This window comes from Nocardiopsis tropica, from assembly GCF_042660575.1.
GTDB lineage: Bacteria > Actinomycetota > Actinomycetes > Streptosporangiales > Streptosporangiaceae > Nocardiopsis > Nocardiopsis tropica.
In genome coordinates, this window is sequence record NZ_JBHSUF010000011.1 from 112,492 (window position 1) to 134,576 (window position 22,085).

General features: G+C 74.3%; 18 protein-coding genes. 10 read left to right on the forward strand and 8 right to left on the reverse strand.

Translation table 11 applies throughout. The features are described 5' to 3' along the window. Positions 1–106: 106 nt before the first annotated feature. A complete protein-coding gene (locus tag ACFQBR_RS18935) occupies positions 107–589 on the reverse strand; it encodes a DUF3017 domain-containing protein (protein WP_352984271.1) in 483 nt (160 codons plus the stop codon). Positions 590–1,165: 576 nt separating this feature from the next. Between ACFQBR_RS18935 and ACFQBR_RS18940 the strand changes: the two genes are divergently transcribed. After that, positions 1,166–1,771 (forward strand): FHA domain-containing protein, encoded by a 606-nt coding sequence (locus tag ACFQBR_RS18940; protein ID WP_267948138.1) that lies wholly within the window; start codon positions 1,166–1,168, stop codon positions 1,769–1,771. A gap of 77 nt (positions 1,772–1,848) precedes the next feature. Here the strand turns inward: ACFQBR_RS18940 and ACFQBR_RS18945 are convergent, their stop codons facing one another. The 3 genes from ACFQBR_RS18945 to purN are packed head-to-tail and all read right to left on the reverse strand — an operon-like array spanning position 1,849 to position 4,951. Then, the gene (locus ACFQBR_RS18945) at positions 1,849–2,709 is read right to left on the reverse strand and encodes a bifunctional methylenetetrahydrofolate dehydrogenase/methenyltetrahydrofolate cyclohydrolase (protein ID WP_267948137.1); all 861 of its coding nucleotides are present in this window, start codon (positions 2,707–2,709) and stop codon (positions 1,849–1,851) included. A 29-nt stretch (positions 2,710–2,738) separates the two neighbouring features. Then, complete coding sequence (gene purH / locus ACFQBR_RS18950) at positions 2,739–4,307, reverse strand: bifunctional phosphoribosylaminoimidazolecarboxamide formyltransferase/IMP cyclohydrolase (protein ID WP_344178893.1); 1,569 nt, start codon at positions 4,305–4,307, stop codon at positions 2,739–2,741. Continuing rightward, positions 4,304–4,951 carry a phosphoribosylglycinamide formyltransferase gene (gene purN / locus ACFQBR_RS18955; protein WP_267948135.1) on the reverse strand — a complete coding sequence of 216 codons (648 nt, stop codon included), beginning with the start codon at positions 4,949–4,951 and terminating at the stop codon, positions 4,304–4,306. The genes purH and purN overlap by 4 nt, the downstream gene beginning before the upstream one ends. A gap of 384 nt (positions 4,952–5,335) precedes the next feature. Here purN and ACFQBR_RS18960 point away from each other — a divergent pair, with 384 nt between their 5' ends. The 9 genes from ACFQBR_RS18960 to ACFQBR_RS19000 all read left to right on the forward strand — a co-directional run bounded on the left by ACFQBR_RS18960 (position 5,336) and on the right by ACFQBR_RS19000 (position 16,340). Next, entirely contained in the window at positions 5,336–5,728 is a 393-nt protein-coding gene (locus ACFQBR_RS18960) for a DUF4190 domain-containing protein (protein ID WP_344178896.1), read from the forward strand. A gap of 352 nt (positions 5,729–6,080) precedes the next feature. Continuing rightward, complete coding sequence (locus ACFQBR_RS18965; RefSeq protein ID WP_267948133.1) at positions 6,081–8,144, forward strand: lipopolysaccharide biosynthesis protein; 2,064 nt, start codon at positions 6,081–6,083, stop codon at positions 8,142–8,144. A gap of 50 nt (positions 8,145–8,194) precedes the next feature. Further along, on the forward strand, positions 8,195–9,595 hold the full coding sequence (locus ACFQBR_RS18970) for a ligase (RefSeq protein WP_378553975.1): 1,401 nt from the start codon (positions 8,195–8,197) through the stop codon (positions 9,593–9,595). Next, positions 9,592–10,815: a phosphotransferase gene (locus ACFQBR_RS18975; protein ID WP_344178901.1), complete on the forward strand. Its 1,224-nt coding sequence runs from the start codon at positions 9,592–9,594 to the stop codon at positions 10,813–10,815. Before ACFQBR_RS18970 ends, ACFQBR_RS18975 begins: the two co-directional genes overlap by 4 nt. Before the next feature lie 195 nt (positions 10,816–11,010). After that, the gene (locus tag ACFQBR_RS18980) at positions 11,011–11,892 is read left to right on the forward strand and encodes a sulfotransferase (RefSeq protein ID WP_267948130.1); all 882 of its coding nucleotides are present in this window, start codon (positions 11,011–11,013) and stop codon (positions 11,890–11,892) included. Next, entirely contained in the window at positions 11,862–13,487 is a 1,626-nt protein-coding gene (locus ACFQBR_RS18985; RefSeq protein WP_378553978.1) for a lipopolysaccharide biosynthesis protein, read from the forward strand. Before ACFQBR_RS18980 ends, ACFQBR_RS18985 begins: the two co-directional genes overlap by 31 nt. A 256-nt stretch (positions 13,488–13,743) precedes the next feature. Continuing rightward, positions 13,744–14,202, forward strand: coding sequence for a UDP-N-acetylglucosamine--LPS N-acetylglucosamine transferase (locus tag ACFQBR_RS18990; RefSeq protein ID WP_344178907.1), 459 nt, complete (start codon positions 13,744–13,746; stop codon positions 14,200–14,202). After that, on the forward strand, positions 14,199–15,701 hold the full coding sequence (locus tag ACFQBR_RS18995; RefSeq protein WP_267948127.1) for a glycosyltransferase: 1,503 nt from the start codon (positions 14,199–14,201) through the stop codon (positions 15,699–15,701). Before ACFQBR_RS18990 ends, ACFQBR_RS18995 begins: the two co-directional genes overlap by 4 nt. Before the next feature lie 54 nt (positions 15,702–15,755). Continuing rightward, on the forward strand, positions 15,756–16,340 hold the full coding sequence (locus ACFQBR_RS19000) for a GNAT family N-acetyltransferase (protein WP_267948126.1): 585 nt from the start codon (positions 15,756–15,758) through the stop codon (positions 16,338–16,340). Between the two features lie 90 nt (positions 16,341–16,430). Here the strand turns inward: ACFQBR_RS19000 and ACFQBR_RS19005 are convergent, their stop codons facing one another. The 4 genes from ACFQBR_RS19005 to cysN all read right to left on the reverse strand — a co-directional run bounded on the left by ACFQBR_RS19005 (position 16,431) and on the right by cysN (position 21,914). Then, a complete protein-coding gene (locus ACFQBR_RS19005; protein ID WP_378554040.1) occupies positions 16,431–17,537 on the reverse strand; it encodes a glycoside hydrolase family 26 protein in 1,107 nt (368 codons plus the stop codon). 234 nt (positions 17,538–17,771) lie between these two features. Then, positions 17,772–18,677, reverse strand: coding sequence for a sulfotransferase (locus tag ACFQBR_RS19010; RefSeq protein ID WP_344178949.1), 906 nt, complete (start codon positions 18,675–18,677; stop codon positions 17,772–17,774). 239 nt (positions 18,678–18,916) lie between these two features. Beyond that, a complete protein-coding gene (locus ACFQBR_RS19015; protein WP_267948124.1) occupies positions 18,917–20,077 on the reverse strand; it encodes a S8 family peptidase in 1,161 nt (386 codons plus the stop codon). A gap of 568 nt (positions 20,078–20,645) precedes the next feature. Next, positions 20,646–21,914: a sulfate adenylyltransferase subunit CysN gene (gene cysN / locus ACFQBR_RS19020; protein WP_267950246.1), complete on the reverse strand. Its 1,269-nt coding sequence runs from the start codon at positions 21,912–21,914 to the stop codon at positions 20,646–20,648. Positions 21,915–22,085 lie beyond the last annotated feature (171 nt).

Consider the following 22,085-nt stretch of genomic DNA (forward strand, 5'->3'; position numbering starts at 1 on the left):
GGTCCGCTCGCGCGGCGATCCCCTGATCCCGCCCGGCGTCCGTGCCTGCCGGGGATGCGGTGGCTTGTCGGTGTCGCAGTATCTCGACGTCAAGCTTATTAGACGCCTAGGAGGAGAGTTGCGGCGCCACCCACGCCAGCACGATCAGCAGGACCGCGAGGCCGACGAGGGTGAGCAGGTCGATCCAGCGGCGGCGGACCGCGAGCATGCCGATCCAGTCCTTGGGCAGGAACAGCCGGAAGGCCGCCGCCAGCAGCAGAGCGCCCGCGATGATCGCCGGCCCGCGCTTGAAGTAGGCCGCGGCCACGACCACGATCCCGGCCGCCAGGGCCGACATGACGAGCATGTACGGGACCTGGGAGAGCCAGTACGGCACCGCCGGCCCGGCCTGCCCGCCGCCCCCGGCGGCGGGGAGGGCTCCGGCGTCCGCCGCGGGGGCGGGGGCGCCGCCGGGCTCCCGGGGTCCCCCGTCCGGGGGCGTGTCCGCCGCGTCGGCGGCGCCCCCCTCGGGGCCCTCCGCGGAGTCCCGTGCCCCCTCCGGGCCGGCCCCCCGGGGATCGTCGTCCCGGGTCCCGCCCGTGTCCGCCACGTCCGTCCGCTCCACGTGTCCTGCCCGGCTCTTCGGTCCCACCCTGTCCACCGCGTCCCGACCCGTTCGCTTCCGAGGTTGCCTGGCCGCCGCGCGGCTCCGTTCACGGTCCTCCCCGGAACTGGCACAGACCGGCCACCCGCCGAGGCGGAGGTGTCCGAAACCGAACCGCCTCGGGAACGGCTCGCGTTCCTGGTGGCTCCGGCGGCACTGTGCCCGAAACACTCCGGTCCGTCCGGAGAAGACTCCGCCCATTGTAGTGATCCGCGTCGCGGTCTCCTCAGGGCTCACGGAAACGGCCCGGCTCTGCGCGCTCGCTTCTCCTGTCCGTTTCCCGCGTCCGGTTCGGCCACAGCACCGTAATTCCGCGTCTTATCCGTCTAACTCCGGAGTAAGCGCGTAGAACGCGTGGCTGCCGGGTAACCCAGCTGGAGATGAGTGCACCGGTGAGCGAGGACCACCCCCATGAAGCCCACTCGACACGTCGACCGAACCCCCGTCCCTCGGCAGCCACCCCTCCCCCACCGTCGCCCGCACCCCCACCGGCAGCGTCACCCCAGCCCGGGAGGAGTCACCGTGGACGGTCCCTACCTCCGGGTCGAAGAGACCGGGGACATCCGTCAGCTCACCGGCGAGGTCACCACGGTCGGCCGCGGTGAGGGCGCCGACATCCGGTTGAACGATCCGAGCGTCTCGCAGCTGCACGCCGAACTGGTCCGCCGCGGACCCTACGTCTACGTGGTCGACCTGGGGCTGTCGCGCAACGGCACCCGCGTCAACGGCCGGCCCATCGCCCGCCGCGTGCTCGACGAGGGGGACGTGGTGAGCTTCGGCACCGCGCGCTGCCGGATCGGCGGCCTGCCCCGCGAGCAGATCAGCCCCGACCTCGAGCTCCGCAGGGGCGCGGCCCCGGAGCTCACCCGGCGGGAGCTGGACGTGCTCACCGCGCTGTGCCGGCCCGCCCTCTCCGAGGAGGCCTTCGTCGCCCCGGCGACCGCGCGCGACATCGCCGAGGCCCTGGTCGTGACCGAGGCGGCCGTCAAACAGCACCTGCTGCGCCTCTACCAGAAGTTCCGCATCCCCGAGGGGCAGAACCGCAGGACCCGGCTGGCCAACGAGGTCGTGGCCCTGGGCCTGGTCAGACCGATGCCCGTGAGCGGTTCGGCCCGCCGGGCGAGCTGACCCGGGCCGCCCGGCGCCCGGGAGCACGGGGGCGGCCCCGGGTCCCCCCGCGGCCGCCCCCGTGCGCGCTCCCCCGGTCAGGCCGCGGCTGCGGCCCGGCGCTCGGCGGCCTCCACCACGTTCACCAGCAGCATCGCCCGGGTCATCGGGCCGACACCGCCGGGGTTCGGGGACAGGTACCCGGCGACGTCCGCGACGTCCGGCGCGACGTCGCCGACCAGCCCGGCCTCGGTGCGGGAGACGCCGACGTCCAGGACGGCCGCGCCCGGCTTGACCATGTCACCGGTGATCAGCCCGGGCACGCCCGCGCCCGCCACGACGATGTCCGCGTTCCTCGTGTGGGCGGCCAGGTCGCGGGTGCCGGTGTGGCACAGGGTGACGGTGGCGTTCTCGGAGCGGCGGGTGAGCAGGAGCCCGAGGGGACGGCCCACCGTGACCCCGCGCCCGACCACGACCACCTCGGCGCCCCGGAGCGGGACCTCGTAGCGGCGGAGGAGCTCCACGATGCCGCGCGGGGTGCACGGCAGCGGGGCCTCCTCCATCAGGACCAGCTTGCCCAGGTTGACGGGCTGGAGGCCGTCGGCGTCCTTGACCGGGTCGATCAGGCCGAGGACCCGGTTCTCGTCCAGTCCCCCGGGCAGGGGGAGCTGCACGATGTAGCCGGTGCAGGCCGGGTCCTCGTTGAGCTCGTGGACGGCCTGCTCCACCTCCTCCTGCGTGGCGGTCCCCGGCAGGTCGCGCCGGATGCTCGCGATGCCCACCTGCGCGCAGTCGCGGTGCTTGCCGCGCACGTACGAGTGGCTGCCCGGGTCGTCGCCGACGAGCACCGTCCCCAGTCCGGGGGTGATGCCCTTGGCGTGCAGCTTCGCCACCCTCTCGGCGAGCTCCTCGCGAATGGACTTCGCGACGGCCTTGCCGTCCAGAACGATCGCGCTCATGCGTTACCCCTCGCTGCTGTGAAGCGGAATCAGTGGAAGAAGTGGCGGGTGCCGGTGAGGTACATGGTCACCCCGGCGGCCTTCGCGGCGGCGACGACCTCCTCGTCGCGGACGGAGCCGCCGGGCTGGACCACCGCCCTGACACCGGCGTCGAGGAGGATCTGGAGGCCGTCCGCGAACGGGAAGAACGCGTCGCTCGCGCCCACCGAGCCGCTCGCCCGGTCGCCCGCGCGGGAGACGGCCAGCCCGGCGGAGTCCACCCGGTTGACCTGGCCCATGCCGACGCCGACGGTCGCGCCGCCGGAGGCGAGCAGGATGGCGTTGGACTTGACCGAGCGCACCGCCCTCCAGGCGAACACCAGGTCCGCGAGGGTCGCCTCGTCGGCGGCCTCTCCGCTGGCCAGCGTCCACGAGGAGGGGTCGTCGCCGGGGGCGTCGATCATGTCCCGGTACTGCACCAGCAGGCCGCCGCTGATCTGGCGGTTCTCGACCCCGGACCGGAACCCGCTCCCGTCGGCGACGAGCAGCCGGATGTTCTTCTTGCGGGTGAGGACCTGGAGGGCCTCGGGCTCGAAGGCCGGGGCGACGACGACCTCGGTGAAGATCTCGGCGATCTGGCCGGCGAGCTCCGCGCCGACGGGGCGGTTGGTGGCGATGACGCCGCCGTACGCCGACACGGGGTCGCCGGCGTGGGCCTTGAGGTGGGCCTCGGCGTTGTCGGAGCCGACCGCGATGCCGCAGGGGTTGGCGTGCTTGATGATCGCCACGCACGGCTCGTCGAAGTCGTGGGCGGCGCGCAGCGCGGCGTCGGCGTCCACGTAGTTGTTGTACGACATGGCCTTGCCGTGCAGCTGCTCGGCGCCGGCCAGCCCGGTGGCGGGCTCCCCCTCGACCGTGTAGAGGGCCGCCTGCTGGTGCGGGTTCTCGCCGTACCTGAGCACGTCCCGGCGCCGGTAGCCGACGCCGGTGAAGTCCGGCCAGCCGGACCCGGCGGCCTCCTCGTCGGGGGCGTAGGCGGCGGAGAACCACCCCGCGACCGCCGCGTCGTAGGTGGCGGTGTGCCGGAAGGCGAGTCCGGCCAGGCGCTTGCGCTGCTCCGGGGTGAACCCGCCGTCGCGCACCGCCTCCAGGACGGAGTCGTAGGCCGCGGGGTCGACCACGACCGCGACGCTCGCGTGGTTCTTGGCGGAGGCGCGCACCATGGCGGGGCCGCCGATGTCGATCTTCTCGATGCACTCGGCGTCGGAGGCGCCCGAGGCGACGGTGTCCCGGAAGGGGTAGAGGTTGACCACGACCAGGTCGAAGGGGGCGATGCCCAGCTCCTTGATCCTGGCGACGTGCTCGGGGTTGTTCTGGTCCGCGAGGAGGCCCGCGTGCACGGAGGGGTGGAGGGTCTTGACCCGGCCCTCCATGATCTCGGGGAAGCCGGTGACGTCCTCCACGGAGGTGACGGGGATGTCGGCGTCGCGCAGCCGTGCGGCCGTGGAGCCGGTGGAGACGATCTCCACCCCGGCCTCGGTCAGGCCGAAGCCCAGCTCCTCCAGCCCGGTCTTGTCGTACACGCTGATCAACGCACGCCTGATGGCCTGCTGGCTCACCGGTTCTCCTTCGTGTCGGTCGCGTCGGCGACGCTCTGCTCGGTGCGGCCGAACCGCACGTGCCTGCCGTCGACGGTCCAGCCCTCGCGGGCGAGCCGGCCGACCGTGTCGACCAGCATCCGCCGCTCCACGGCCTTGATGCGCTCGTGGAGGCTGGCCTCGTCGTCGTCGTCCTGGACGGGGACCGCGACCTGGTCGATGATCGGCCCGGAGTCGACGCCCTCGTCGAGGAAGTGGATGGTGGTGCCGGTGATGCGGACACCGTGGGCGAGCGCGTCACGCACCGCGTGCGCGCCGGGGAAGGAGGGGAGGAGCGCCGGGTGGATGTTGACCGCGGGGTGGCTGCCGACGACGGCGGGCCCGAGGATCCTCATGAACCCGGCGGAGACGACCAGGTCGGGCTCGTACCCGCTGATGTGCTCGGCCATGGCGGCGTTCCACAGGGCGCGGTCGCCGTAGTCGCGGAAGTGGGCGACGAAGGTCGGCACCCCGGCCCTCTCGGCGAGCTCGATGCCGCGGGTACCTCTGCGGTCGGCGCCGACGGCGACGACGGTCGCCCCGTAGCCGGGGTCCTCGGCCGCCTCCAGCAGGGCGGCCATGTTGCTGCCCGTGCCCGATATGAGGACCACAACTCGCGCGGACAAATGCTTCTCCCAGTGTGTAGAGAACGGTGCGGGAGCGGTCTCCCGGCTCCGGGGGCGCCGGGGGACGGCGCAGCATCCGGATGTCGCGTACGCCCCGCACGGAACCCGGGGCCGGGCCCCGCGTCGTGTGGGGGCGCCCCACCCGCACCCCGAGGAGCAGCCTCCACGGGCGGTCGCGGGTGACGGCCGGGCCCGCTCGGCCCGTCCGCGTTCCCACCCTATCGGGCCGGGTAGCGTCTACCCACGGGGAGTCGGCGTTGGCGCCACTGTGACGGGGGCCGCCACGGCTCCCGGACCAGCCCCGGGACCACCGAGACCCGGCATGCTCCGCCCAGGCGTGAGCGGCCCACCACGCCCCGGCGGGGCGTCCGTAAGGAGAGAACCTTGACCGACAACAGCCCGGAACCGCGAACCGAGGGGCAGCCTCCCAGAGTCGAACGAGGCGGCCTGTGGGGTCTGTTCTTCGGAGCGGCCGGCCTGCTGCTCCCTCCCTACGGGGCCGTGCTGTCCGTGTTCGGCGTCGTGCAGGGTTTCCGGGCGCGGAGAGCGGCGAGACGGAACCGCACCCAGGCCCCGGGAGCCCTGCTGAGCGTGGTCGTGGGAGTGCTCGGCGTCGTGGTGTCGCTGGCCCTGACCTCGGTCTTCGTGGTGTACCGCGACCAGGTGGCGGAGTTCCGCGACTGCTCGGCCCGCGCGCACACGGTGACGAGCCAGAAGGTGTGCGACGAGGCGTGGGAGTCGTCCACGGGCCTGCCGCCCACGGTGGTCGCGGCCTGACGGCCCCTTCCGGCCGCCCCTCCCGCCGCGGCCGATCCGCCGGCCGCGCCCCCGGCGCGGGACCCGCGCGTCCCCCCTCCGCCGGGCCGCCGGGCGGCCCGCGGCTGCCGCACGCCCCCTCCCCTTCGCGGTACGGGGCCCCCACCCGATGACCCTGTGTGAGGGGGCGGCGGAAGCCGCCCGGCCGCCCCCTCGGACACCCGCAGACCCCTCCCGCACGCGGGCCGGGCTTTTCCGGCCGCCGCCACGGTGAATCGACTGTTTTCCCCAGTGTCTGTCACCCCCAAAGGGACTACACTTAGTATGCAATCGTTCACTAAAAGTGTTGACCACGCCTGCGCGAGAGGACTCGATGGACAGCGACGTCCCCGGATCGTCCGGACCGGAACTCAGGGAGTACACGGCGCTGCTGCGCCGCCGCTGGCGGCCGGTCTGCGCCGGGGTGGTCGGCGGGCTGGTCCTCGCCACCGCCGCGGTCCTCGCCCTGCCCTCCGTCTACACCTCCGCCACGTCGGTGCAGGTCCGGCCCACCGGGCTGGAGCGGTTCACCGGAGAGCAGTCCGGGCGCCTCGCCGGGGACGTCAACCTCGACACCGAGGCACAGGTCCTGGTGTCGGACCAGGTGTCGGCCGTCGTCGCCCGGACCCTGGCCGGGACCGGACCCGGGCCGGCGCCGACCACGGCCGAACTGCGCGAGCGCGTCGAGGTCAGCGTGCCCCCCAACAGCAACGTCCTGGAGATCCACTACTCGGCGGGGAGCCCCGAGGCCGCCCGGGCGGGCGCGGAGGCCTATGCCGACGCCTACCTCGCCCTGCGCCGGGCCCGGGTCGACGACCTGATCGACAGCCGGTTGGAAGCACTGCGGGCGGAGCAGGAGAACCGCTACGAGGCCCTCGCCGAGGCGGCCGGGGACGGTACGGCCTCCCCGCAGGCCACGGCCCGGGCCGACGCGCTGCGCCAGGAGATCACCGACCTCGGCAACGGGATCAGCCCGCTCAGCGCCCTCCGTGAGACGGTCAGCCCCGGCTCCGTGATCACCCCGGCCGGGCTCCCGGAGAGTGCGAGCAGCCCCGTCCCCGCGCTGTGGCTGGTCGGCGGCGCGGCCCTCGGGCTCGTCGCGGGCCTGCTCGCGGCCGTGGCCCGGGACCGCCTCGACCCGCTTCTGCGCGACACCGAGGAGACCGCCCGCGTCGGGCGGCTGCCGGTCCTGCTCGACCTGTCCGCCCGTTCGTCCCGGTCCCCGTCCGACCGCTCCCCCGGCCTGCTGGGCGAGGAGGGCGGCGGCCAGCGGGTCAACGAGTTCGCGCACCTGGTGCGCGCCCGCCTCGCCGTCCCCGCGGCCGGGCCGGACGGGGAGTCCGGCGGCGCCGGGCTCCCCGAGCGGGCCGGGACCGCCGACGAGGGGCCCGGCCGCGTCATCCTCGTCGCCGCGGGCACACCGGGCCGGGCGGGCGCGGCGACGGCCGTCAACCTGGCCGCGGCCCTGGCCCGCACCGGTTCGGAGACGCTGCTGGTCTGCTCGGACCCGAGGACGGACACCGTCGGCGAACTGCTCGGCCTGCCGGAGGGGCCCGGCCTGGCCGAGGCCCTGCTGGAGGGCGAGGACCCCGGGGACCTGGAGGTGCGCCCCGACGCGGTGCCCCGCCTGCGCGTCCTGCGCCACGGGAGCCCGGGACTGACCGCGCCGGTGCAGGGGACGGCCATGACGGAACTGGTGCGGCTGCTGCGCACGAACGCCGACTACGTGGTCGTGTCCGTCGCGGCGGTGGGCGAGCGCGCCGACGCGCACGCCCTGGCCGGGGCGGCCCACCTGCTCCTGCCTGTGGTCGAACTGGACCGGACCCGGCGCGCGGACCTGGTCGGCCTGCTCACCCTCGCGGACCGGTTCGGGGTGCCCGTCCCGGGCACCGCGGTGCTGCCGGCCCAGCCGCAGGCCGGGCCCGCCCCGGTCGCCTCGGCGGGGCCCGCGCCCTCGGAGGACGGGCCGGCCCCCGCCTCCTCCGAACCGGAGGAGGCGGACCCCGAACCCGGGAACCCGGACACCGGGGACACCGGGCCGGAGACCGCGGTCCCTCCGGGCGGCGAGGGCACCGAACCGGACGTCGTGGTCCCCGCGGACACCGCCGAGGCCGCGGCGGCCGTGAAGTTCGCGTACACCGCCGAGGCGTGGGACGCCCCGTACACCACGGAGGCATGGGAGAGCTCCTACACCGCAGAGGCCTGGGAGACCGCGTACACCGCCGAGACGGCGGAGACCGACCCGGCCTCCCCGGTGGCCGGGGTCCCCGGCGGGTCCGCCGAGACCCCGGAGAGCGCAGAGGGCCCGGAAAACGCGGGGAACCCGGAGAACGCAGGGGACGCGGGGGACGGCGGTCCCGCGTCCGTCGACACGTCCGCCTCCGGAGCCCGGCGCTGATGGCAAGAGACTCGTCCGCCCGCGGCCCCCGGGCGTCCGCGACCGTTCCCATGGGCCCCTGGACGGTACCGGGTCCCGCCCGGGCGTCCGTAACCGGTCCCCTGCCCGGCGCGGACGCCCCCGGCGCCGCCGGGCGCCCCGTGGTCTGGCTGCTGGCCGGGTACCCGCTCTGGTGGGCGCTGGGAATGGGGCAGTTCGCGTACTGGCTCTTCGCGGTGCCGATGGCCGCCGAGCTCGTCCGCCGCCACCGGACGGCGGGGCTGCGGGTCCCGCCGGGGTTCTGGCTCTGGGCCCTGTTCCTGGTGTGGTCGCTGCTCGGCCTGCTCCTCGTCCCGCTGGACATGCCCGGCACGGTCCCGGGCAGCGGGGGCTACGGCGGCGCCCTCCTGAGGGTGGTCAACTACCTCGTGCTGACCGTGCTGCTGCTCTACGTCGGCAACCTGACCGAACGGGAGCTGCCCGCGCGGGCCGTCGTGTCGGCGCTGTCGGTGCTCTGCCTGGCCACGATCGCCGGCGGCTACCTGGGGATGGCGGCGCCCCGGTTCGAGTTCACCGCGCCGCTGGAGTACCTGCTGCCGCCGGGGCTGGCCTCCGACGCGTACATGCAGGCCCTCGTCCATCCCGCGTCCGCACAGGTCATGGACATCTTCGGATACGACTCGGCCCGCCCCAAGGCCCCTTGGGAGTACACCAACATCTGGGGGTACATGCTCTCCCTGCTGCTGGTGTGGCTGGTGGTGGGCTGGGTGGTCCAGGGGACCGGCTGGATCCGCTGGGGCGCATCGGCGGCCGCCGCCCTGGCGGTGGTCCCCGCCGTGTACTCGCTCAACCGGGCGCTGTGGGCGGGCCTGGCGCTCTCCCTCGCCTACGGCGCCGCGCTCGCGCTGCGCCGGGGCCGGGCGGTGCTCGTGGGGACCTGCGCGGCAGCCGCCGTCGCCGCGCTGCTGGTCCTGGCGGCGTCGCCGCTCGCGGACGTGGTCAGGGCGCGCGCCGACACCCCGCACAGCGACGACGGCCGGGCCGCCACCAACGCCGCGGCCGTGGAGGCGGCCGACCTGTCGCCCGTCATGGGGTGGGGCACCACGAGGGAGTCCCAGGGCAGCCCGGACTCGATCGCGGTCGGCCCCACGTCGGAGTGCCCCGGCTGCGGCCAGCACGTCATCGGCAACGCCGGGCAGCTCTGGATGACCCTCATCACGACCGGCTGGGTGGGCGCCGCCCTCTCCACCGGGTTCTTCGCGTGGGTCGCGTGGCGTTACAGGTCGACGGCCTCACCGGTGGGACAGGGCGCGCTGCTGACCGTGCTGCTGCTGTTCTGGTACATGTTCTTCTACGTCGCGCTGATGTCCCCGCTGGCGGTCACCATGGTCGCCGTCGCCCTGCTGTGGCGGGACGGCGAGCCCGGACTCCGGCGGCGCGGGGCCGCGCGCACACGCGGAGGTCTGCGTTGAACAGCGAGACGACCTATCTGACCGACCTCGCCGCGGTGCTGTGGCCGTGCGGGGGGCTGCTCGGGCCCGGGGACAGGGGCATGCGGCGCCGGGTCCGCCGCGACCGCGGCAACCAGTACCTGCCGGTGCCCAGCGCCCACAACCCCCGGGTCATCCTGCCCGCGTACAACCGCTCGGCCGCCACCCGCGGCATCACGTCCTTCGCGCAGGGGCACTCGCTGCGGGAGAGGGCGCGCACGCTGCTGCTGACGGGGGCGTTCGCCACCGGGATGGCCCCGCTCCTCCTCCGCGACCGCCTGTACGTGGGCGCGGGCCCCGGGATCGAGCACGCGCTCACCGCCGCCCTCGACCGCGACCTGTCCATCGCGATCCACGTCGGTCCGCCCAGGGCCAACCGCAAACCCGTCCTGCTCCTGCTCACACCGGGCGGACGGACCATCGGCTACGCGAAGGTCGCCGTCAACGACCTGACCTCGCGCCTGGTGCGCGCCGAGACGCGGGCCCTGCGGCACCTCGCCGGGTCCCCCCTGAGGGACGTGACCGTGCCGCGCCTGCTCTACGAGGGGGAGTGGAACGGCCACCCGCTGCTGGTGCAGGAGGCCCTGCCGGTCGGGGAGCAGACGGACCGGCCCACCCGCCGCCAGCTGCTGCGCTGTGTCACGCAGATCACCGCGGTGGCGGGCGTGCGGGAGCTGAGGCTCTCCACCAGCCCCTACCGGCACTCGCTGGAGGAGCGGATCGTGGCGCTGGGCGCCCGGCCCGAGGCCGCACCGCTGCGCGCCGCCCTGCGGCGGCTGCCGGACGTGCGCGTGCCGTTCGGGGCCTGGCACGGCGACCTCACCCGGTGGAACATCGCCAGCACGGCGCGGCGCGCGTTCGTGTGGGACTGGGAGCGGCTCTGCCTGGACGCCCCGGCGGGTTTCGACGCCCTGCACTACGACCTCAACGAGTGCGTGCAGGCCGGGGTCCACCCCGGCGTGCACCAGTGGCTGGACAGCGGCTCGCGGCTGCTGCGCGACCCGCTCATGTCCGGGACCGGGCTGCGCCCGCACACCGTGTCCACCGTCATGGCGCTGTACCTGATCGACCTGGCCACGCGCTACCTGCACGACCGGCAGGCCGAGAGCGGCGGCCGCCTCGCGGCAGTGGACGACTGGCTGCTCCCCGCGCTGGAAGGGCTCCAGGAGAGAGCCGCCCACGAGGCCGCCGGTCCCGCCTGACCCGGGACCCGCGTCCCCGCGGCGGCGCGGCGGCGCGGCGGCGCGGTGAGGGGACCGCGCCGCCGACACGCCACCGACACCGGGCCGCGACGGCCGCCGGCGCCCGCACCGGCGCACGTCCGCGGCGCCTGCCGCCGGAACCGCCCGCCGGGCGCCGGCGGACACCACATCCGCAGACCAGAGAGGGACCACCCGATGCCGCGGAACACCTCCCCCGCACTGCTCCACCGCCTGGCAGCTCCTGCCCGGCGGGCCCTCCTGCCCCTGGCCGACGGCCTGGGCGGGATGACCAGCTCCGCCCGCGCCGTTCCCGACTTCCTGATCTGCGGCGCCCAGCGCGCGGGCACCACGTCGCTGTTCAAGGCCCTGGGCCGGCACCCGGCCGTGACCGGCCCGACCCTGCGCAAGGGCGTCCACTACTTCGACACCGGGTACGGCCGCGGCCTGGACTGGTACCGGTCCCACTTCCCCCTGCGCGCGACCCTGCGGGCACGCCGGGGGCGGCCCGGGGTGAGGGTGTTCGAGTCCAGCCCGTACTACCTGTTCCACCCCCTGGCCGCCGAGCGCATCGCCCGGACCCTGCCCGAGGTGCGGGTGGTCGTGATCCTGCGCGACCCGGTGGAGCGGGCGTACTCGGCGCACGCGCACGAGTCGGCGCGCGGGTTCGAGACCGAGCCCTTCGCCCTCGCCGTGGAGCTGGAGGCCAAGCGGCTCTCCGGCGAGGAGGAGCGCCTCGCCGGGGATCCGGGGTACCGCTCGCACGCCCACCAGCACCACGGGTACGTGGCGCGCGGGCACTACGCGGACCAGCTGCTCAGGATGGAGCGGCACCTGGGGCGCGACCGGATCCACGTGGTGGACCACGCCGACCTCTTCGACGGGACGGCGCGTGCGCTGGCCGGGATCGAGCGGTTCCTGGGGCTGCCCCCCGGTCCGGGGGAGGCCCCGGGGCGGCACAACGCGCGCGAGCGCGCGGGGATGCCGGAGGGGCTGCGGGCGGAGCTGACGGAGCGGTTCGCCGAGAGCGACGCCCGCCTGGCGGCCTGGTGGGGGCGCACACCCTCGTGGCGCGCGTGACCGACACCGCGGACCGGCGGGACGCGGGCGGGACGGCCGGGCCGGGGGCGGGCCTGCGCCCCGTCCTGCGCGGCGGCGTCGTCAACATGGCGGGGGCCGTGGTCGGGGCCGGGCTGAACCTCCTCCTGATCGTGGCCATCACCAGGGCGTTCTCGCAGGAGACGGCGGGCCTGCTGTTCTCGGCGACGTCGGTGTTCCTGATCGCGGCGGTCGTGGCGAACCTGGGCGCACCGGACGGGCTCGTGTACTTCATCGCCAGGATGCGCGTGTTCGGCCGGCCCGGGGGCGTGCCCCGTCTGCTGCGGCTGGCCATGGGGCCCGCCGTCGGCGCCGCGTGCGTCCTGGCGGGAGCGCTGCTGGTGTTCGCCGAGCCGATGGCCGGCGCCCTGGGGAGCGGGGAGGCCGCGGCCTACCTCCGCCTGCTGGCGGTGTTCCTGCCGTTCGCGGTGCTCACCGACTCCGCGCTGGCGGCGGCGCGCGCACACCACGACATGGCCGGCACCGTGCTGGTGGACCGGGTGGGCCGCCCGCTGGCACAGCTGGGGCTCGTGGCGGGGATCGCGGTCACGGGATCGGCCGGGCTGCTGGCGCTGGCCTGGGCGGGGCCGTACCTGCCCGCCGCGGCGCTGGCGTGGTTCTGGCTCGGGCGGATCCTGCGGGGTGCGCGGCCCGGGGCGGGCCCGGGGCACGGGCCGGGAGCGGGCGCGGACCGGGGGGACCAGGCTCGCGAGGACCCCGCCCCGGCGGGGGGCGCCGGTGCCCCCGGGGCCGCCGGGGCCGAGCCGGTCGCGGCCCGGGAGTTCTGGACGTTCGCGCTCCCCCGCGCGCTGGGCGGGCTCGCCCAGATGGGGGTGCAGCGCGGCGGCGTGGTGCTGGTCGCCCTCTTGAGCGGCCTGGCCGGCGCGGCGGTGTTCACGGCCGCCACCCGGGTCATGGTGGTCGGCCAGTTCGGCACGCAGGCGGTGCTGTTCGCCGCCCAGCCGAGGTTCGCCGAGCAGGTGGCGACGGGGGACCACGAGGGGATCAGGTCCCTGTACCGGGCGGGGACCGCGTGGCTGCTGTGTGTGACAGGGCCGCTGTACCTGTCGGTGCTGGTGTTCGCCCCGGAGGTGATGCGGCTCTTCGGACCGGGCTACGCGGAAGGGGCGACGGCGCTGGTCGTGGTGTGCGCGGGGCAGCTGCTGGGGTCCGTGCTGGGCATGGGCGACCTGATCCTGACGATGACGGGACGCACCGGGCTGAACCTCCTGAACAACATGCTGTCGCTGGCCGCGAACGTGGCCGTGTGCGTGGCGCTCGTGCCGTGGGCGGGGGCCACGGGGGCGGCCGTGGCCCTGGTCGCGGCGGTCCTGGTCCGCAAGGCGCTCCCGCTGTGGCAGCTGCGGTCACAGGTGGTGCTGCACCCGTTCGGCCGGCCGGTGGCGGCCGCCGCGCTCAGCGCCGTGCTGTGGTTCGGCGCCCTGCCCCTGCTGGCGGACGCGGTGGCCGGCGGCGGATTCGCGGCGGCGGCAGCGGCCCTGACCGCGGGCGTCCTGGGCCACGCGGCGACGGTGTGGTCGCTGAGGGGGCTTCTCGGCCTGCGCCCGCGCGGATGAACCGCGCCGCCGGCCCCGGTCGCGGGCGGTTCGGGCGTCCCCCGCGCCCGCGCCGCCCGCCCCGGGGCCTCGGGCCGCGGGCAGCTCGGGTACGGGCCCCGGGGTCCGCGCGCCCTGCCCCGGAGCCGCCCTTCCCGGGCCGCGTGCCGTGTGGCCGCGCCCCGGCGCCCGATCGTCTCCGGGCGCCGCGGCGACCCGCGCGGCACGGGGCGCCGACCATCCGCATGACTACTCTCAGTTATGGAATGATGACAACATGTCTGCAACCCCGGTTCTCCTGGTGGCCTCCAGCGGTGGTCACCTCACCCAGCTGTGCTCGCTCCGCCCCTGGTGGCAGGGGCGCGAGCGCGCGTGGGTGACCTTCCGGACCCCCGACGCCGAAGCCGCCCTCGACGGCGAGCGGGTGCACTGGGCCTTCCACCCCACCACGCGCGACGTCGGCAACCTGCTGCGCAACACGTGGCTGGCCCTCAGGGTCCTGCGCGAACGGCGCCCCTCCGCCGTCGTCACGACCGGTGCCGGGGTGGCCCTGCCGTTCTTCGCCCTGGCCTGGCTGCTGCGGATCCCGACCGTCTACATCGAGGTCTACGACCGCATCGACACGCCGACCCTCACCGCGCGCCTGTGCCGGCCCTTCACACGCCTGTTCCTCACCCAGTGGGAGGAGCAGCGGACCTTCATGCCGACCGCCATCACGGTAGGACCGCTCCTGTGACAGAACAGACCACCCGTCCGACCCAGAGGCCCGAGGCCGGCGACCACCCCGACGTGGTCGTCAGCATCGGCACCGACCACCACGCCTTCGACCGCCTGGTCCGGTGGACCGACGACTACGCCCGCCGCCACCGGGACCTGAGCATCCTGGTGCAGCACGGTCACAGCACCGCGCCGGAGGTCGCCGCGGGCACGCCCTTCCTTCCCGGCGACGAACTCGGCGCCCGCATGCGGGAGGCGCAGGTGGTCGTCACCCACGGCGGTCCGGGGACCATCGTCCAGGCGCGCCGGGCCGGGCACCTGCCCGTCGTCGTCGCCCGCGACCCCGAGCTGGGCGAGCACGTGGACGACCACCAGCTCCTCTTCGTCCGCCGTCTGGAGCAGGCGGGCCGGGTCCGCGCCTGCTCCAGCCCCCAGCAGCTGTCCGCGCTCATCGACGAGGCCCTCGCCTCGCCGGAGGCGTTCCGCGTCCGACCCTCCGCCGACGGGGGCCCGGAGCGGGCGGCGCTGCGTGCGGGGGAGCTGATCGACCTGCTGACGGACACCTGCGCCGGTCCCGGCGCACCGGAACCCGTCGTGCGGCCCGCCGGCGCCTGGCCCGAGGTGACCGTGGTGGTGCCCACCCGGGACCGCCCCGAGCTGCTGCGCCGCACCCTGCGCGCGGTCGAGGAGCAGGAGTACCCGGGCCGCATCACCACGATCGTGGTCTTCGACAACGACCAGCCCGACCCCGCCCTGGCCCGCGCCGACGGCGAGCGCCCCGTGCGCGTGGTCACCAACACCCTCACCCCCGGCCTGGCCGGGGCCCGCAACACCGGCGTGCTCGCGGCCGACACCGAGCTGGTCGCCTTCTGCGACGACGACGACACCTGGATGCCGGGCAAGCTCCGGGCCCAGGTGGAGGTCATGCGCGCCGAGCCGGGGACCGAGATGGTGTGCTGCGGCATCAGGGTGGTCTACGACCGGGTCGAGGCGGAGCGGAGCCTGGACCGCACCAGCGTCACCTTCGGCGACCTGCTCGCGTCGCGGCTGACGGAGCTGCACCCGTCCACGTTCCTGATCCGCCGCGGCGCCATGCTCGACGGGTGCGGGACGGTCAGCGAGGAGATCCCGGGCAGCTACGGCGAGGACTACGAGCTGCTGCTGCGGCTGGCCAGGCGCGCGCCCATCCGCAACATCCCCGAGCCCGGCGTACGGGTCCTGTGGCACCGCCGCTCCCACTTCGCCGGCCGCTGGCAGACCATCTCCAAGGCGCTGCGCTGGCTGCTGGAGCGCTACCCCGAGTTCCGGCTGGTGCCGCGCGGCTACGCCCGCGTCGCCGGGCAGATCGCGTTCGCGGAGGCGTCGGCGGGCCGGCGCGGGGCCGCGCTCGGGTGGATCGGCGCCACCCTCCGGCACCGGGCGGCCGAGGGGCGCGCCTACCTGGCGCTGCTGGTGGTGTGCGGTGTGCCGCCCGGGTGGATCACGCGCGCGCTCCACCTGCGCGGGAGGGGTGTGTAACCTCGTATGCCGTGTCCCGGGCCCGTCCGGGACACGGACGAGACGGGGGAGCACATGGTCAGGGAAGCTGCGGTCGGGGACGTGGAGCGGGCGGCGGACACGCTCGCCGCGGCCTTCGCGGACTACCCCTTCACACGCCACACCATCTCCGCCGACGACCACGCGGCCCGGCTGAGGGAGTTCCAGCGGCTCTTCCTCGCCGAGATCGGCCTCCCGCACGGCCGGGTCCTGGTGTCCGAGGGCCTGGACGCCGTCGCGGTCTGGACGACCCCGGACTCCGGCGGCGCGGAGGCCGTCATGGAGCGCCTGCTGCCCACGTTCGTGGAGCTCGCGGGCGATCGGGCCGCGGCCTACGCCGCGGCCGAGGAGGAGATGGGCCGCCACCGCCCGGCGGAACCCGTGTGGTTCCTGGGCACGGTCGGCGTCCACCCGGGCTCGCAGGGGCGGGGTCTGGGGCGCTCGGTCGTCGCCGCCGGGCTGCGCGAGGCCGACGCGGCCGGGGTCCCCGCCTTCCTGGAGACCTCCGCGTACGGCAACGTCGGCCTCTACGAGTCCCTGGGGTTCGCCGTGACCGCGGAGTACGACCTGCCGGACGGCGGTCCGAGGACCTGGTCCATGGCCCGGCCCGTCGGGGGCTGAGGCGCCTCCCCCCGGCGGACCGCCCGCGCCCGCCCCGTTTCCCGTGCCGCGCGCCCCGGGTGCCCCGCGGGGCGCCCGGGGCCTCCGGCCTCAGTCGCGCCGGGCGGCGTCCTCCGCGAGGCGCCGCACCCGCTCGGGCAGGCGCACGTACGGGTCCTGTCCGGCCAGCTGGAACCCCCGCTGGGCGTACTCGTTGGCCCCGATGCGGAAGTCGCACCCCGGGGTCAGCTCGTTGTCCCACATCTTGACCGCGCGCACCCGCTCGTAGCGGCGCAGGACGTCGGGGATCTCGGAGTACCACTCCAGGGTCTCGCGGGGCCCGATGTCGGTGGTGCCCATCTCGCCGATCATCACCGGCTTGTCCGGGTCGATGCCGTGCGCGGGCCCCTCGGTCTGGATCCAGTCGTAGGCGGGGCGCAGGGCCTCCTCGAACGAGTGGGTCTCGGTCCAGTTCGGCTGGGCGTCGCAGGTGGACATGTTGTACGCCTCCCAGCTGATCCAGTCGACGTAGTCGTTGCCCGGCCAGAGCCCGGGGAGGCGGTCGAGGTTGGCCTCCCACCCGGTCACGTTCCACACCCAGATGGCGTTGTCCGCGCCCTCGGCCCGGTAGAGGTCCACGATGTGCCTCCAGGAGGCCACGAACTCCTCGGGCGTGCCGCGCTTGTTGTAGCGCCTGTTGGCGTCGGCCTCGTGGTCGAAGGTGACGAAGTAGGGCACGCCCAGCTCGGCGATGCCGCGCGCCTGGGACCGCAGCTGCTCGTCGAACTCGCCGTCGGCGATCGACGCGTAGGAGACGGCCGGGTGTCCCGGGCGGGTGAAGCGGCGGGCCTCGATGTTGGTGTGCACGAACTTGCCCTCGGCGGCCATGCTCCGCTCGCGCCGTCCGGGGATGTCCGCCTGGTCGATGCCGCGCCAGGTGTACACGATGTCCATGTCGCGGTCGGCGGCCTGCTCCAGCTGCTCCACCCGGTTCTCGTAGGGGCTGGCCCCCCACCAGACCCCGCAGGAGGGCTCCAGGATCTCCGACACCGTGCAGCGGTACTCCGTCGCCGCGGGCAGTCCGAGGAACGTCGCCGCGTCCTCGGACGGCGTGTCGGGCGGGACGGACCGGCGGTCGGGGGCCGCGGCCTCCCCCGGTGGCGCGCTCGCGGCGCCGACAAGTGTCATGGCGAGGGCGAGTGCCCCCGCGGCCGCCATGGCCCGTACCGGTCCCCTGTCCACTTCGAGCCCCCTAGCCAGAAGAAACACAACCCAGAGTGTTCACTTGACTACTATACGTTACAATTTCGGCACGCAACACCCTCACCCGGCCCAACGCGACACGTCCTCGGAAATCGGACCCCGCCACGGCACAAGCCCCGGGACACGGGACACGGGCGGGAGAAAGCCGCGGACGCGCCGGGAACGGGAGCCCGTTCCGCCACGGGGACCTCAGTATCCGTAGCGCCTGCGGGACGGGGCCGTCACCGCGGTCACCAGGTGGCGCCGCCAGGGCGCCAGGGACTCCCGCCACCCGTGGTCGGCACGCACGCCGATCCGGCCCGCGGTGAACCGCATGGGGTTCCCCGACACCGCGTGGCCCCCGGAGAGCCGGCCGCTCCCCCCGGCCGCCAGCGGGCCGCCCGCGCCCCCGGTCTCGCCCGTGTAGCCCGAGAACGCGGCGATGCGGGCGAACTCCGCGCCCGGTTCGGCGACGAAGTCCTCGTAGCGGACCCTCAGGGTGGGGGTGCCGAGCCCGGCGAGGGCGTCGAACGCGGCGTTCTGGGCCATCCACTGGACCGCCGCGCGTCCGGCGGAGTACCTCGCCATCTCCGGTTCGCTGCTGGCCTCGCTCGCGTCCGGGCGGATCGTCCTCTTGCCCCAGGAGTGGGCGACGGCGCGGGGGTCGCGCACCACGTGCAGCAGCCGCATCCGGGAGCCGTAGCGCAGGCGCAGGCACGCGGCCAGGGAGGCGTGCTTGCTGGCGTCCACGATCACGCGCGCGCCGCTGACCCGGGACACGGCCGCGTAGAGGCGGTGGTAGAGCTCCGTGTAGCGGTCGCAGCGGGCGGAGAGGCGGCCCTCGCGCGCACCGTCCAGCAGGGCCGGCAGGAACCGGGTCCGGTCGACCCCGTCCTTGAGCCGCAGCACCTGTCCGGCGTCCAGGCGGCCCCAGCCGCCGAACGCCTCCTCGCCCACGTCGGTCCAGAACCCGCACTCGGAGAACGGCCGGCCGCAGCCGCACCTCTCGTTCTCCACCAGCCCCCGGCGCCACAAGTGCACGATCTCGCCCACCGAGCAGAACCCGGGCAGCTCTCCGAGCAGCAGCTCGATGAGGGTCGACCCGGACCGGCCCATGCCGCCGACGAACACCAACCGATAACCGTCATCCACACCCTCAGACTATTACCACCGGTCACGATCCGACATCGGAACGCGACGACCCGCCGGGGGGCGGGCCCCGGCGGGAAGTCGTTTCCCGGAGACGGCGAACGGCCCCGGTCGGGGAGGTCACGCCCCGACCGGGGCCGTTCGTGCTCTCACTCAGGCGTCATGGGGCGGGCTGTGGACGCGCGGGGTCTCCACAGCCGCTCCGGCTACAGGCCGGTGACGTTGAGCAGGAGGTTGACGGTGCCGGAGGGCACGCCGCTCAGCTTGTCGGCGCTGGCGTTGGCGACGAGCCAGTCCTGGATGGTCGCCTGGTCGTCGTCGCCGACGCTGCTCTTGTAGAGCGCCGCGGCGCCGGCCACGTGCGGGCTGGCCATCGAGGTGCCGTCGTAGGAGTCGGTCCCGCCGCCGGGGACGGTCGACTCGACGTCCACGCCCGGGGCGTAGATGTCCACGTCCTCGCCGAAGTTGGTGAAGTAGGCCGAGGTGTCGGTCGCGTCGGACGCCGCCACCGTGGCCACGCCGTCGGCGCCGCCCGGGGAGACGTTGCCGGCGTCCTGGCCCTCGTTGCCCGCCGCCACGGCGACGAACACGCCGGCCGCGGCGAGGTTGTTGACGGCCTCGTCCAGGGTCGGGGAGACCGGGCCGCCCAGGGACAGGTTCGCGACCGAGTTCGGACCGGCGTTCTCGGCGACCCAGTCGACGCCCGCGACGACGTCGTCGTAGGAGCCCGAGCCGTTGTCGTCGAGGACCTTGACGCCGAACAGGTCGGCGCCGGGGGCGACGCCGTAGGTGTCGGAGCCGATGGTGCCGGCGACGTGGGTGCCGTGGCCGTTGCCGTCGCCGCCGTCGCCGCCGTACGCGTCGAACGCGGACGAGGCGCGGCCGCCGAAGTCCGGGTGCGAGGCGTCGATGCCGGTGTCGATGATGTAGGCGGAGACGCCGGAGCCGTCACCGGTGGTGCTGTACGAGCCGTCCAGGGGGAGGTCCTCCTGGTCGATGCGGTCCTGGCCCCAGGTGACGGTGGTGTGCGCGACGCCGACCTCCTCGACGTAGGCGACACCGTCCTGCGCCCGCAGTTCCCGGACCTCGGAGGCGCTCAGGCTGGCCGAGTACCCGTTGAGGACCTCCTCGTAGGTGTGGTTCACCTGGTCGGAGGAGATGCCGAGGGACGACGCGCTGACGGAGGAGGCGCTGAGCGAGTCCTCCAGGACGACGAAGTAGTCGCCGCCGGCGGCGGCGTCGCTGGTGTAGAGGGGCGCGAGCTCGTCGGCGCTCGCGGAGGCGGCGCCGGAGAGAGCGAGGGGGAGGGAGAGGGCACCGGCAGCGGCGACGCTGATCGCCACACGCCGAGTGGTGTGCTTCTGCACTCTTATTCTCCTTGTTGGGGGTTTGGGAGTGGGAGGTACACAGTGAGGCATAACCGAGTGTGTTCACTCGATTGCACCCTTCCTGCGATTCGCTACCTTAGTAACCTTCTCTCCTTTATGCCAGGGTTAGGGCGAAGTTTTTTTACGTCCAACGAACACGCCACCCCCGCCGCACGGGGCGATCGGCACCGCACCGACCTGCCCACATGCCTCAGCGCATCCGCGTGGACACAGCCCTGTAGTGGGAAAACGCCATTCACTCCACCGCTCGCGACACCCGGTACCACCGACACTGAAACAGGGTTTTACGATCGGAAACCATTTCGTAAGAATCCGAATGTCTCCGCCTTCGTCTCGGAAAACTCCGGCGCCCCGCACACGGGCCGGCCCCGGGTGGGGGCGCCTCCGCGCTCCCCCTCGACCGGTCCGGACCGGTCCTGACCACACCTGACGGAGGGGGTTCCCGGGAACACGGCAGGGGGCCGCCCGAAGGCGGCCCCCTGCTGCGGAGTCCCCGGTCCGCCCCTCCTCCGTCCCCCGCCGCCGGGGGACCGAGGAGGGGCGGACCCTAGTCGGTCTTGACGACCATCCCCGCTCCGACGGTGGTGTTCGTGGCCTCGTCGATGAGGATGAACCCGCCCGTCTGCCGGTTCCGGGAGTACTCGTCGACGAACAGCGGCTGGGTGGAGCGCAGGCGCACCCTGCCGATCTCGTTCAGGGCCAGGTGGTCCGCCTGCTCGTCGCGGTGCAGCGTGTTGACGTCCAGCCGGTAGCGCAGGTCCTTGACGACGACCTTCGCCGTCCGGGTGGTGTGCTTGACGAGGAGCCTGGAGCCCTGGGTGAGCTTGCGCGCGTCCGTCATCCAGCAGACCATCGCCTCCAGGTCCTGCGTGACCGCCGGGGCGTTGTTGGGGCGGCAGATCATGTCGCCCCGGGAGATGTCGATCTCGTCCTCCAGCAGGAGGGTGACCGACATCGGCGAGTAGGCCTCCGCGACGTCCCCGTCCGCGGTGGCGATCCTGGCGATGCGCGTGTTCAGGCCGGAGGGCAGGTGGGTGACCTCGTCGCCCGGCTTCAGGACGCCGCCCGCGAGCTGGCCGGCGTAGCCCCGGTAGTCGTGCAGCTCGGGGTCGTCGGACTTGTGCGGGCGGATCACGTACTGCACCGGGAAGCGCGCGTCGATGAGGTTGCGGTCGGAGGCGATGTGCACGTTCTCCAGGTGGTGCAGGAGGGAGGGCCCGGTGTACCAGGGCATGTTCTCCGAGCGGGTCACCACGTTGTCGCCGTGCAGCGCGGAGATCGGCACGAAGGTGAGGTCGCGGGCGTCGAGCTTGGTGGCGAAGTCGCTGAACTCCGCCTTGATCTCCTCGAACCGCTCCTCGGAGTGGTCCACCAGGTCCATCTTGTTGACCGCCAGCACCAGGTGCGGGACCTGGAGCAGGGTGGTGAGGAACGCGTGGCGGCGGCTCTGCTCCTGGAGCCCCTTGCGGGCGTCCACCAGGATGATCGCCAGGTCGGCGGTGGAGGCGCCGGTGACCATGTTGCGCGTGTACTGGATGTGCCCGGGGGTGTCCGCGATGATGAAGGTGCGCCGGGGCGTGGCGAAGTAGCGGTACGCCACGTCGATCGTGATGCCCTGCTCGCGCTCGGCCCGCAGGCCGTCGGTGAGCAGCGCCAGGTTGGTGTGCTCCTCGCCGCGCGCGGCGCTGGTGCGCTCCACGGCGTCGAGCTGGTCCTCGAAGATCGACTTGGAGTCGAAGAGCAGGCGGCCGATCAGGGTGCTCTTACCGTCGTCGACGGAGCCCGCCGTCGCGAACCGCAGGATGTCGTTGTTCATGCTTGCCTGGTCCAATGTGGGAAGTGTGGGCGGCTCAACAACCGGATGGCGGAGGCGGTGGCCCCGCGCCGGAACGTCCGTCGGCTGGCGGGCGGTCGGCGGGCGGCCGGTTCCGCGGCGCCGGTGTCCGTAGGGATGGTGGAGCCCGGTGGGGCCGGGGCTGTGCCGGAG